The sequence below is a fragment of the Flavitalea sp. genome (assembly GCF_035489435.1).
Lineage (GTDB): Bacteria > Bacteroidota > Bacteroidia > Chitinophagales > Chitinophagaceae > DATHKG01.
In genome coordinates this window covers 1-13,012 of the sequence record NZ_DATHKG010000109.1, presented here as the reverse complement: position 1 = coordinate 13,012, position 13,012 = coordinate 1, and the positions used below count along the sequence as shown (strand labels likewise).

General features: G+C 40.8%; 13 protein-coding genes. 1 reads left to right on the top strand and 12 read right to left on the bottom strand.

Annotated elements, in window-relative coordinates:
- Nucleotides 1-266: 266 nt before the first annotated feature.
- Entirely contained in the window at nt 267-1,052 is a 786-nt protein-coding gene (locus VK664_RS17955; RefSeq protein ID WP_461400072.1) for a cupin domain-containing protein, read from the top strand.
- Nucleotides 1,053-1,215: 163 nt separating this feature from the next.
- Here VK664_RS17955 and VK664_RS17950 read toward each other — a convergent pair whose 3' ends face one another.
- From VK664_RS17950 to VK664_RS17895, 12 genes are all read right to left on the bottom strand, one after another.
- A complete protein-coding gene (locus tag VK664_RS17950) occupies nt 1,216-2,466 on the bottom strand; it encodes a sensor histidine kinase (protein ID WP_461400071.1) in 1,251 nt (416 codons plus the stop codon).
- 32 nt (nt 2,467-2,498) lie between these two features.
- On the bottom strand, nt 2,499-3,179 hold the full coding sequence (locus tag VK664_RS17945; protein WP_461400070.1) for a response regulator transcription factor: 681 nt from the start codon (nt 3,177-3,179) through the stop codon (nt 2,499-2,501).
- A gap of 88 nt (nt 3,180-3,267) precedes the next feature.
- Nucleotides 3,268-3,531 (bottom strand): NIPSNAP family protein, encoded by a 264-nt coding sequence (locus VK664_RS17940; RefSeq protein ID WP_461400069.1) that lies wholly within the window; start codon nt 3,529-3,531, stop codon nt 3,268-3,270.
- Between the two features lie 39 nt (nt 3,532-3,570).
- Nucleotides 3,571-4,056: a hypothetical protein gene (locus tag VK664_RS17935; RefSeq protein ID WP_461400068.1), complete on the bottom strand. Its 486-nt coding sequence runs from the start codon at nt 4,054-4,056 to the stop codon at nt 3,571-3,573.
- Nucleotides 4,057-4,147: 91 nt separating this feature from the next.
- Nucleotides 4,148-5,773: a PAS domain S-box protein gene (locus VK664_RS17930; RefSeq protein ID WP_461400067.1), complete on the bottom strand. Its 1,626-nt coding sequence runs from the start codon at nt 5,771-5,773 to the stop codon at nt 4,148-4,150.
- A gap of 36 nt (nt 5,774-5,809) precedes the next feature.
- Nucleotides 5,810-6,223, bottom strand: coding sequence for a c-type cytochrome (locus VK664_RS17925; RefSeq protein WP_461400066.1), 414 nt, complete (start codon nt 6,221-6,223; stop codon nt 5,810-5,812).
- Nucleotides 6,224-6,273: 50 nt separating this feature from the next.
- Complete coding sequence (locus VK664_RS17920) at nt 6,274-7,614, bottom strand: PQQ-dependent sugar dehydrogenase (RefSeq protein ID WP_461400065.1); 1,341 nt, start codon at nt 7,612-7,614, stop codon at nt 6,274-6,276.
- 13 nt (nt 7,615-7,627) lie between these two features.
- Nucleotides 7,628-8,656, bottom strand: a complete 1,029-nt coding sequence (locus tag VK664_RS17915) for an aldo/keto reductase (RefSeq protein WP_461400064.1) — start codon at nt 8,654-8,656, stop codon at nt 7,628-7,630.
- A gap of 423 nt (nt 8,657-9,079) precedes the next feature.
- The gene (locus tag VK664_RS17910) at nt 9,080-9,628 is read right to left on the bottom strand and encodes a dioxygenase family protein (RefSeq protein ID WP_461400063.1); all 549 of its coding nucleotides are present in this window, start codon (nt 9,626-9,628) and stop codon (nt 9,080-9,082) included.
- A gap of 63 nt (nt 9,629-9,691) precedes the next feature.
- Nucleotides 9,692-10,579, bottom strand: a complete 888-nt coding sequence (locus tag VK664_RS17905) for a dienelactone hydrolase family protein (RefSeq protein WP_461400062.1) — start codon at nt 10,577-10,579, stop codon at nt 9,692-9,694.
- A gap of 138 nt (nt 10,580-10,717) precedes the next feature.
- A complete protein-coding gene (locus VK664_RS17900; RefSeq protein ID WP_461400061.1) occupies nt 10,718-11,335 on the bottom strand; it encodes a hypothetical protein in 618 nt (205 codons plus the stop codon).
- Nucleotides 11,336-11,362: 27 nt separating this feature from the next.
- Nucleotides 11,363-13,012: tetratricopeptide repeat protein (locus VK664_RS17895; protein WP_461400060.1), on the bottom strand; the 1,650-nt coding region annotated here is incomplete at its 5' end.

The following is a 13,012-nucleotide window of genomic DNA, read 5'->3' as shown; positions in this document are numbered from 1 at the left end:
CCTAACAAAGCTGATCAGGGCAAAAAAGCCGATCGGAGACAACAGCATCGAGCGGCATGAGCAAAGGTATTAACCACGGGACACAGCCGCAAAAAGGCACAATCCCGCTCCCAACGGTGCGAAGAAGCGACCAAAAACTGTTGCATAAGAATCCTGGTAACCAAAGAAAGTAACGGGCCTTCGTTTTGCGGTCGCCGTTATGTTGTTTTAATTCATTTAATCATTAGATTGCCTTAAGAAGCATTTTAATATAATAAATATAAATCATGCAAAAAAAGATTTTAGCTCTTCTCATAGCAATTACCCTGCACGCATCTGTTATCATGTCTCAGGAACTGGATTCATTGCCGTCCAAAGTTTACAACCTCAAATCATTAAATGAAACAAAAAAAGATCCACAGACAACCGTACCTGTGATGGAAGGCAGCACCACTTCGTTATCGCGGTTTGAAGTACATAGCACTACGATCAAACCGGGACTGGTTTCTCATACCCGCCATGCCCCTGCTGATATGGAAGAACTGATTATTGTGAAAGATGGAAAAGTAAAAGTCACCATCAAGGGTAACACCAAAATACTGGGACGTGGCAGTATTGCATTTTTTATGCCTGGCGAAGAACATAGTGTCGAAAATGCTGACAACTCACCAGCTACTTTTTATGTGTTGGAATACAAGTCTAAACTACCGGCTGATTTAGACAGAGCAAAACAAAAAGGTGGTTCGTTTATGCTAGACTGGAATGAAGTGGCTTTCAATAAAACCGAAAAAGGCGGCCGGAAAGGCTTTTTCAACAGGTCGACTTCACAATTGGAAAAATTTGAAATGCACACTACTGCACTTAATCCTGGCCTTGAAAGTCACGCACCACATATACACAAGGAAGAAGAAATTATTTTGATGCTAAGAGGGAATGTAAAAATTCATATAGCCGGGCAACTTTATCCAGCCGAACCTGGCGATGTCATTTTTTATTCTTCTGGTGTACCGCATGCTTTGATAAACACTGGCAAGGAACAAGCCGAATATTTTGCTTTTCAATGGAGTAACTGACTTTGCGGAGAAACCGACATTGCCCGGGTGATCATGCGTTACTCAGCAATGGTATGCATAGCACATAACACAAAACCCCTGTAGAAACAGGGGTCTTTACGCAATAACTGCTGCTTACCTGAAAATTTTATGTAATCATTAAGAATCTGATCACAAACTAATTTTACCAGGATAACTGGAAAATATGTCGGCTATTTTTATATGAATAATCAATTTCAATCTGCGATCGCTCGCAAATTTGCTTGATGATTGATAAACCCAATCCGTTTTGATGACTGTTTGATTCACCCTTATAAAAACGTGCGAAAATGCGTTTTGAATCCAGTTCTTTTTGTAAACCAGTATTACTTATCATAAGCTTATTTGCCCGCAAATGAATATAAATAGTGCCACCAACTACATTGTGCCTGCTCGCATTACTTAATAAGTTATTCAATAAGATATCAGTCAGATCGCTGTTGGATTGTATACTCGCATCCTGCAAGTCACAATGAAGATTAAGTTGGTTATCTTTCCACAACTCGTCGAATTGCCTGACCTTCTTTTCAATTTTTTCCCGGATGTCTATAACTTTGACCTCTGCAAATTGTTGATTCTCGATCTTTGCCAACAAAAGCAGTGATCCGCTGAGCCTGGATAACCTCTTAACGCCGAGATAAATTTCCTTCAGCTCTTCACTTTGTGCTTCAGACAGGTCCTCTCTTTGAATAAACAGATCCAATTTTGATCGTATGAGGGCGAGCGGCGTTTGCAATTCGTGTGATGCGTTTTCTGTAAATTCCTTCAAAGTCTGGTACTCCTGTTCTGCTTTATGAATAGTATCCTTCAAATTTTCATTCAGGAAAACAAACTCTTCAATGCTTGTATGAGGTAATGTTACCTCTTTTAACTTGCTCAACTTATAGTTGCGCATAGCAGCAATAGTTTCATAAAAAGGTTGCCATAGCTTGCGCAACACAAGCCGGTTAATCAACAACGAAATGATGAGAATTAACAGGATGGTCGCAAGCGTGACCAGGATTATCGTTATAGTCAGGTTTCGCGTACCGGCCAAAGGTCTCATCAGGGTAACCAGGTAGATTTGTCCATCAGCGGGTACCGTAAATAAAAACTTTCTAAAAGTTCCGGCTGAATTTTCTATGGTATCGTATGCCGTCTCAAAAGAAAAAACCTCTTTTATTGGTCGTTCTACCACAGTATAATTTATGCGCACCTCACCCATACGATCCGCCGGTGGCATATGTCCCGTAGCACGCACATAATTTTCTGTTCGGATTTTTCGATGAGCCATCACTTCATCTACTTCCTGAATAAGGATGTAGTCCAATAAAAAATAATAAATAACGCTCGACAACAAAAACAAGCAAACCAGTACCAGCAGCACAATCCGGTTATATCGGCTAAAAAGCTTCATGAACAACTAATTAACATGAACAACTAATTAAGTTAACCATGATAGTCAAAACGATAACCCATGCCATAAACCGCTTTGATATAATCGGGACATCCTGCCTGCATGAGTTTCTTGCGCAAATTCTTTATATGCGAATAGATAAAATCATAACTGTCGGCCATGTCAATTTCATCTCCCCAAAGGTGCTCCACAATTGATTCTTTGGTAACCACTCTATTCCTGTTACTCAGAAAATAAATCAACAGATCATATTCTTTACGCGTAAGAGGAATGTTCCCGTTATTGGATTTTAATGACCTTTCCATAAGGTCCAAAGTCAGATCATCAAGTGCGATCTGATTATTACCTGCAAAAGCTTTACGGCGGACTATTGCTGATACCCGGGCTACTAATTCCGGTAAATGAAAGGGCTTGGTCAGATAGTCATCAGCACCAATCTGGAGACCTAAAACCTTATCATCCAATGAATTTTTGGCGCTGATAATTAAAACTCCCTCTGATTTTTTGTTTTGTTTTAATTCCTTTAATATATCTAATCCGCTTCCGTTTGGTAACGTAATATCCAGAACGATACAGTCGTACTCATAAATATGAATTTTTTCGATGGCGGTATAATAATCATAGGCGACTTCACAGGTATACTGCTCACTGTTTAAGAAAGTGCAGATGTTGTCAGCTAACTTTTTTTCATCTTCTATGATAAGTATTTTCATATGTCAAATTCAAAGGAACTGCTAAAAACTGTATCAATTCTGGAGATTGAAAGTTACGCCGTTGCCATTTGAAATTCGTAGCATGAATTCAAAATTCCGAATAAATTGCCGGATGAAGTAGAATAATATCCGCTTTAGAAACTGTATGTTGGTATTCAGGCAAAGCAGATAGTCTTTTCCATTCAGCGTCTGCGCCAAAACTTTTCCAATGCTCGTCCCTGGCGGCCTGGTTATCAAAACTTGTCATGTACATCAGGTTTGGCATCCGGCTGCCAGCCAGTACCTCAGCGTAAAAAACAGCGTTAAAACCAAGTCGCTTAAATAACGGAATCTCGCCGCCTTCATTGAACATGTGCACCTTCTGCTTATACAATTTCTCTCCCGATCCTTCTTAACTGCGCAACTCATAAACTCTTTCCGCTACTTCGCCTTTTAGTGAAGGAGATTGAAAATGAGGCATGTTGTTGAAAGCCCGCAGGACTATCGTTTCAATACGGGTGTAAGCGGGAGAATTATACGGAACGTTGAGGTAGGTAGCGCCGGCTTTAATGTAGTCCTTATCTTTACCTAGTCCGTCTTCTATTTTACTGAGTTGCTCCAGCGAGTGCAGGGGTATCAGCACATAAATAGCTTTTTCGCCTGCAGTATCTATGCCCAAATTTTTGAAGACACCCACCTGCGAAATTCCTAACCGGTGTAGTGCAGGCAAGTAAGCGTTTTTTAGAAAACTATCAACCTGTATCAGTTGCTCGCTCGTTTTCATTCTATATACTTTGATCTGGTATATATCTTTTTGAGGGGGGCTTTCATAAGCTTTCAAATTTGTGCACAGAATCAATATTGAAAAAGCTGATAGCACGGTCTTTAGGATCTTCATATTTGTCTATTTGATTGGTTACTGTTTATTTGATTGGTTACTTTATTAGCTGGATACTTTATTAGCTGGATACTATAGCAGACGCGTGTAATTAGTAGGGTATTACTATATTTATACTACAACCTTTCCCGGGACTACTTTCCAAACTTATTTTACCGTGATTAGCTTCTACCCTGTTGAACATATTCGATAATCCTATGCCCTTTCTCCTGATACCAGGATCGAAGCCTTTACCATTATCCACAATCGATATGTTTATAGCCCTTCCATAATCTAGTATTGAAACACGGGCGGTTGAGGCCGATGCATATTTAAGAATATTGTTTACCTGTTCCTGGACAATCCTGTAAATATTTATTTTAAGATCTTCATCAATCGTTAGTGGACCTTCCACGTTAGCTTCGAATTTTGTTTTTGCCTGAGTATTTTTGTTTAAATCGTGAATCAAATCTTCTATCAATTCTTTTAAAGAAAATTTGTTATCCGGAGTTACCTGTTCTTTACTTATTACGCGGATCTCACTTATGGCAATGTCAACTAACTCTATAGCACGTTCAGTTATATCCCTTCTTGTTGAACTCTCGCTTATCATGGTGATATACAATTTTATACTCGCCATCAGTTGGTTCACATTGTCGTGCAGTTCCTGACCGATCCGGTTTCTTTCAATTTCCTGGGCACGCAAAACGGCCCTTGTAGTGTTTTTTTGCTCCCGCACTTTCTGATTCACTAATTCCTGTTCCAATATTTTTCGTTCTGAAATGTCAGTTACTTCCATCATCAATCCAGGTTCAATTTTATCGCCTTTCAGACTTGGTAACATTCTTATAAAATACCATTTATATGAACCGTCAGATTGCGGGTAACTGACTTCATAACTGACTTGTTTCCCGGAAAAAACTTCCTTAATCTGATTAAGCAATCCAGGTCGACTGGTCGCCGGAAAATAATCAGGGTAATAGCCACCCACTTCGATGGTACGGTTTAATTCGTTTTTTGCAAAGTCAATTGCCTTCGAATTAAAGGTGATAATACGGAGGTGAGTATCTACTAATATATAGATCGTATTAGTCGTTTCTAAAATGGAATGAAGATGGGATTCTGATTTTTGCAGTATCTTTTGTACTGTTAGTTGCCCGCTTATATCATTGACAATTGCCAGAATGTGGCTGTCAACAAACCTTTTTGCATAAGCTTCTACATAAATAGCGGTTCCGTTTTTTCGTAACATCTTTCTTTCAATAAACATATCCTCACCGATTGCCAGCTTATTATATCGCGTTGGAAGTACCTGAAGTTGCTCCTGATCAAAGAGTTCTTTTATGTCGGTTTGCAGCAATTCGCCTGTATTATAGCCGAACATGGCACAAAAATTTTCACTGGTTTCTATGCAAATTCCATTGTCATCCGTCATTATTATGGCCTCAGTAGCAAGTTCAAACAAGAAATGATAAATTTCTTTGTGATTACTTGGGAGAATGATTGAGTCGGGTGAAAGATTTCGAATCTGCAATATGGTCTGCGGACCTCTTATTCCAGGTATGTTAATATCCATAATTACCATATCCGGAAGGAGTTCTTTCGCACTCTGTATCGCATCGTCGTGGTTGTCACATTGCGCAACTACCCTGAACACCGGATCCTTAGATAAAAGAAAACTCCATGCCTGCCTAAGCAAAGTATGATCCCCAACAATAAGAATCGTAATTGCTTCCATATGTTCATCTTATTTATAGATTAACCAACCATTCTCCTATTTCCTTAGTGCTTTTACCTGTTCTGCAGATATCTTGCTTGCCTTATTATTAAAGCTGTTTCGGACATATGTTAGCACATCTGCAATTTCTTCATCTTTTAAAACGGCACCAAATGGCGGCATCGGGTTCGTATAGGTGTCTCCGTTAATTTCCACGCCTTCACTGAATCCATTCATTACAATGCCTATCAGCCTTGATTCATCACCAAGAACATAATCTGTGTTTTTTAGAGGAGGATTTAATTGCGGCACTCCACTACCATCGGCCTGGTGACAGGCCAAACAATACTGCGTATAAATTTTACCGCCCCGATCGATAGAAGCCCGGGAATCAGGACTTGAACCACAACTAAAAATCAATGCTGCTATTATTAGCCCCAATGAAATAAATAATATCGAATCCTTTTTCATCCGTAAAAATTTTTGGTTCTGATACAGAGTCTGTTTGGTACTCAAAATTGTTATTGGCCCTCGTATGAAATCCTATATATCGAGCCCTGGTTATCATCAGAAACATACAAGGCCCCATCTGGTCCCTGGGCCAAACCGCATGGACGATGTTTTGCATCCCCGGGTGAGGTGATAGAATCCGTTCCCGCAAAATTGTCTGCAAAGATTTCCCATGCACCATTTGGCTTTCCATTTAAAAAAGGTACAAAAGCAACAAAATATCCTTTTTGTTTTTCAGGAGCACGGTTCCAGGACCCATGAAAAGCTATAAATGCACCATTTTTATACTTCTCTGGAAACATATTACCTGTATAAAACAACAAACCGTCTGGCGCCAGGTGCCCGGGGAACGTAGTAATGGGATCTATGGCTTTTTCGCCAGCCGTTTTTTTGCCGTCGCCACCGTATTCCGGTGCCAGTATTTTTTTCTTTTGAAACTGGTCATAATAGACATAAGGCCAACCGCAATCATCACCTTTATTTACTGCGTACATGGTTTCAGCTGGTAACTCGGCCCCTTGTTGTTGAGTATAAAGATTTGGATACTGTTGAAACAGCTGATCCCTTCCATGTTGCATAACAAAAAGCTGGTCAGCTTCATTATTCCAATCCAGACCAACAACATTCCTAAGGCCGGTAGCGTACCGTACCCCATTGTTATAGCCCTGACCAGGTTGATCTGCTTTAAACTGCCAGATGCCGGCTGCTGAATCCAAAATACTACAAGGGGTCTGTCCCGGTGATCCTGCGGCCCTATCTACTACCTGGCAAGCATTGGAATAAGCACCGATATTTACGTATAAATTACCTTTTTGATCCAGCACAATGGATTTCGAATTATGCTGACGGCGGTCTATTAAACCCTTTACTATTGTTTCTGGCTGATCAGTTTGTAAAATTTTCCCATCCTCGCTCAACCGGTACCGGTAGACCGCATCATTGGATGATGCATACAGATAGCCTCCGCGGATATACATTCCTGTTCCTGCATAGTCAGCAAAGGCTGTTTGCTCATCTGCTTTACCATCCCCGGTGGTGTCCCGCAGATAAACAATCCCCTTACCATTTTTTAAAGCCGCCAGTTTAACATAAATATCTCCTTTGTTATTTATTGCTAGGTGCCTGGCTTTCCCGACGCTATCTGCTACTAAAACAGCCTTAAATCCTTCAGGCAACTGTAACAAAGAACTTGTGTTGGCAGCCTTTGTAGCACTGGAATCAGTAGCGGTCTCTTCTTTATTGGCAGAGTTATTACACCCAAAAAGAATCATAGTGAAAAAGGTCGTTAATATGAAGGTCGTTGCTGATAAACGGTTAATGCAGGGAATATTGTCAATTTTCATCTTTGTCATTGATTAATAGTTGTCATTGATTAATAGTTAAGGACTGCTCAATTTGTTCATCAAGTAAATGAAGATCTGAAAGCTCCCTGCTTATAAATTCCAGTTCATCTTCCGATAAATTGATGGTCAGGGCAAGGGAATTTTCAATAGCCTGTTTTTTATTTCTGGCCCCGGCGAGCGCAATGGTAATACCTGGTTGTTCAATTGTCCATCGAAGAACTAACTGAGCAAGGCTTGCACCTTTATCCTGAGCCAATGGCTCAATTTTTTCAAGGAATACATTGACTCTTTGGATATTTTCATCAGTAAAGAAATAAAGACCGGCTCTGTGATCCCCATTTGCAAACGCATAACCTGGCTTCATCTTACCTGTCAGTAAACCACGTTCCAATGGACTGTAAGCAAGGATAGATGTATTGTGTTCCAAACAATAAGGAACCAGCTCGTCTTCTATATCCCGGAGCACCATGCTGTAAGGAACCTGGTTCGAAACAATATTTACATATTTCCGGGCTTCGTTCAGTTGCGCCGCACTATAATTGCAAACGCCGGCATACCTAACCTTTCCCTGTTCGATCAATTGGGCAACAGCTTCCATTGTTTCTTCAATAGGAGTAGTTGTATCCGGCCAATGTATCTGGTATAGATCAATATAATCAGTGCCCAGCCGGCGCAGACTGTCTTCGCATTCTTTAATAACACTTTTCTTTCCAGCGTATTTATAGATGTCTATTTCTTTGCCATTGGTATCAGCACTTTTAAAAAAATAATCCTCCTTTGCCAGATCCCAACGCATTCCATACTTTGTCAGTATTTGCACCTTGTCCCTTGGAAGATCTTTCATCGCCTCACCTACGATTTCTTCGCTATTGCCCTGACCGTAAACAGGAGCAGTATCAATCGATGTAACTCCCAAATCATATGCTGCCCTGATCGCTTTAATAGCATCATTCCTTGCTGTACCACCCCACATCCAGCCACCTGCTGCCCATGCCCCAAAACATATAGCCGATAAGTTTAAATCGGCGTTTCCTAATTTTCTGTACACCATAACTCACTTTTTGAATTTTATATTGTTCACTTTAGTGGCATAAAACTCGAATGACAATTTGGAGAAAATCTGGAGATAAGTGAACCAAATTGAGTTTCGGGGAGTCAAAACATAAGCTGGCGGGAAATTCAAATGAAGTTCAAAAAGAAAAAGCCAGCACCAATACTAAGAATAAAGAGATGAAGAATAAGAATAACGAGATAAAGCGAATAGAAAAGGAACAATATGTAATTAAAATCAAGCCTGTATTGGATTGAAAAGAATGCCATTAGTTAAGCAACGCGAAGCAAGGGAAGACAGCATTACTCAAATCAATAATGCGAACACCCTTCTGAATAAGGATCCAGACTGAGTTCGGCCAGGCGAAAAGTTTATGCAATGCTAATGTTATGTTAACAGCGGCCGCTCTTTGCAGGTACTTAGTTAAATGTAAATATTGAATTGCCCGTTTAGTTCATCATTCACCTTGAGTACTTCAATGATGCGATCTGGTTCTGCATTTCGTGCAAAATCATTGTTGATTTTGGAATCACCTTTAAAATAAATCTGGGAGGTAAGTTCCGGATAACCTTCCGCTCTTACCTTGAAATGGATGTGACGGGGCCTTGAACCATAAGGAGGTGGGAAAATTGTAGCAAACGTATAGCCACCGCTACTATCTGTTTTCACCATTCCACGGCACTTGAAGCCCTGGTTGTCATAATTTCCCTGCGAATCACAATGCCAGATATCAAGTGTGGCATTGCTAACCGGTGTTGCACAATCCGAGGCTTTGAGAATTTTTCCTTTAATAGTTAGCAGTGTACCACCTTGCTCTATGACATTACGCATAGGGGAGCCTTTCTTATAAAAAGGACCTTCCTGGTCCTTTTGCGTTTTACAGGATTGAGAGAAGAAACGGAAATTCATATTGGCCACTGCCTTATACAATGGCAAAAGAGTCAGCGCAGTTAAGAATGTTTTACGTTTCATTTTCAGAACTTTTTAAGGTTATGATCGAATACATTACCGGACTGTCCGTTTCTTCTCACAAACTTATTTCAGTTTCTCTTTGAAAAAATCAACTGTTCTTGTCCAGGCAAGTTCCGCAGCTGCTTTATCAAAGCGTGGAGTTGTATCATTATGAAAGCCATGATTTGCGTTCGGGTAGATATAAGTCTTGTATTCCTTTTTGTTTTCTTTGAGTGCTGCTTCATAGGCTGGCCATCCCTCATTCACACGGGTATCCAGCTCTCCATAATGAATCAGTAGCGGCGCTTTAATTTTGGGAACATCTTCTTTTGCAGGCTGACCACCGTAAAAAGGAACTGCGGCTGCTAAGTCAGGCACCCGCACTGCCATCATGTTTGCGATCCATCCGCCAAAACAAAAGCCTACAACTCCCACTTTCCCGTTACAATCTTTATGATTTTTCAAATACTCGTATCCTGCTATAAAATCTTCAAGCATTTCGTTCCTGTCACGTTTACTCTGTAGTTCCCTTCCTTTGTCATCATTACCAGGATAACCACCAAGGGGAGTTAAAGCATCAGGACCAATGGAAATAAATCCAGCCAGGGCAGCTCTTCTTGTCACATCTTCAATATAAGGGTTGAGCCCCCTGTTTTCATGAACAACTACAATACCTCCAAGTTTTCCTTTGGCATCTGCAGGCTTAGACAACAATGCTTTAATGGAACCTCCTCCCTTTGGTGACTGGTAATTGACATATTCTGAACTTAACCTGGCATCGTCTGCCTGGACCTGAATTCCGCCCTGGTAATCCGGCATAAGAAAACTCATGAGAGACGTGACGGTAAGTCCGCCGACTGCGTAGGTAGACAGCTTCTGAATAAAATCACGGCGTTCAACACGATTATGTGCATAGTCATCATACAGATCAAACACTTCTTGTTTGATGTCTTCTTTTTTAATTTCGCTCATACTGGTTGTAATAAGTGGTTTGATAAATTTAAGAATAATACATCACCCCCGGGAGGGGAATAATATTTGACGACAAAATTTGGATAAACCTGCTTTGACAATTGAAAAGGCCCAGATTCTATTTTCAAATGACAGGTATTATTTTTCTTGTTTCAACAGTCCATCTGCAAGTCCCTGCCATTGAATTTTCGAAAATATCCCTAATGCCCCTGTACCAATGGTTGAGTCCCGGATCTTATCGGTAACCGAGCTGGCATTCTGATTGGGCTTGATGTTTCGGTCCACTATCCATGCATAAACCTGGTTTTCTTCGCGTGTTACAATAAAATTGCTGGTCGATTCCTGCGAATAGAAATGCGCGGTTTCATCGGGATTACCCAAGGGATTTTCGCTGGGCCGCACACGAAACCCGATGCTTTGAACGCCCCGTTCATTTTTCTCTAAAAGTTCTTCAACAAAAACCCAGTCATAGCCATCACCTGCTTTGCTGCCGGGACCTGGAATATCGATCCTGAGATAATAACCTTTTTCTACTTTATTTATAACCTCTTTACCGCCTGCTCCTACAACCTGGAATTTTGCACTGACGAGCCCCGCAATATGATCCCAGTTGTTTATATCAAGTAGCCGATCCTTTGCCTTTTCATAAAAGATCGTGGCTGCATCGATATTATCAAAGCTAACATTAGATTCTACCTCTATCTCCCGACCCGAATGCTGAGCAGGAATTAACTTCAAATAATCGTGGTGTTTCATGATCTGATATTAAACGGAACTGGCTGATTAAACCAGGTTTAGTTTCTCTTTCAAAAGCCGATACCTGGCATCATCAGCAATCCCGGTGAACATAGGGTGATCAATAAGAATAGCTACAGCGCCCATCCTTTTCTCGACACACCGAAATAAATGATAAAAAGTCTTATCTTTTTCTCCCAATGACCACCAGATCATAGCCAGGTCCAGATCTAACACAACTCCAGGTTCCTCAACCTGCCGTTGTTCTATCTTTCTTATAAAATCTAATGCTCTTTGGGCTTCTCCCAGTTTAGCACATGCACATGCCAATGGAGCAAGCCCTTTTAGTGGATTTTTTAACTGCAGGTGTAGTTTTTCAAATATTCCGGCGGCCTTCCTCCAATCTCCTTTTGCACCGAGGCACCAGCCCTTTAACTCCAGTGCTATCGTCATTTGCGGATGTATCTCTAACAATCTTTCGACTTGTTTTAATGCATCATCAATTCTTCCTGCATTTACATAAGCTTCGGCCAGGTATTGGTTGACAATCGTTGATAAAGGATCAATTTCCAAAGCTTTTTCCATGATATTGACTGCGTCTTTCCTCTGTCCTTTCATCATATAATAAAAACACAGTAGCTGGCGCGCACCGGTTGCAGCGGGATTCAGCTCAAGCGCTTTTTGTAACGTACTATATGCCTGTTGCCATTTCCAATCGTAAAACAGGTAAGCAGAAGCCTTTGCTGTATAACCAAGTGCCGATGAACTATCCAGTTGCAGTGCTTTATCGCTGTACCTGTGAACTATTGCAAAAGCCTCACTGGGTTGCATCTGACCGGTTCCTCCGAGGAAAGCATAGGCACCTGCTGCCTTGGCATAAGCCTCGGAATAGTCCGGTTCAAGCGCTATAGCCTCTTCATAAAACGCTATAGCTTTCTTAGTATCTGCGGGATTTATTTTATTATGAAAATGCAGTCCCTTTAAGAACAGAGTATATGCTTCGAGATTATGAGTTGGTACTTTTACAAGTCTTTCTTCCTGTTCACGTGCTGTCAGATTCTCACGAAGTTTATTTGCTATAATACTACTGATCTCATCCTGCACATCAAAGATATCTGTAAGATTACGGTCATAATTTTCACTCCAGATATGATATCCGTCTGATGTGTTAATCAACTGTGCCGTAATCCGCACGCGGTTGCCGGATCGGCGTACACTTCCTTCCAGTATTCTATCGACATTCAGCTGCATGCCGATATCTCTTATATCATTATTCTTGCCCTTAAAAGCAAAAGAAGAGGTTCTTGATGTTACCTGGAGTCCATCTACTTTTGTGATCGCATTCAGTAGTTCTTCTGTGATACCATCACTGAAGTATTCATTTTCAGGATCGGCACTCATATTTATAAAAGGCAGCACTGCAAGACGATTTGTGGGCTCTTTGGTTTTCCCTTTTAACGAATTGCGGGTGGGCACCACCAGGTCTTTGTTATCTATCGCAAATATGCGAACAGGTTTTGTTACATTCTTTAATTCGAAGTAACCCATTTCACGGGCGTTAAGATTTTCCTGGTTTCTTATTTCATCAAAGACTTTTTCAGAAATAAAAATGGAGCCGGGAACAGCAAGTGATTCAATCCTTGAAGCGAGATTAACGCCGTCGCCATAAATAGATTCATCTTCTATTGAAATATCCCC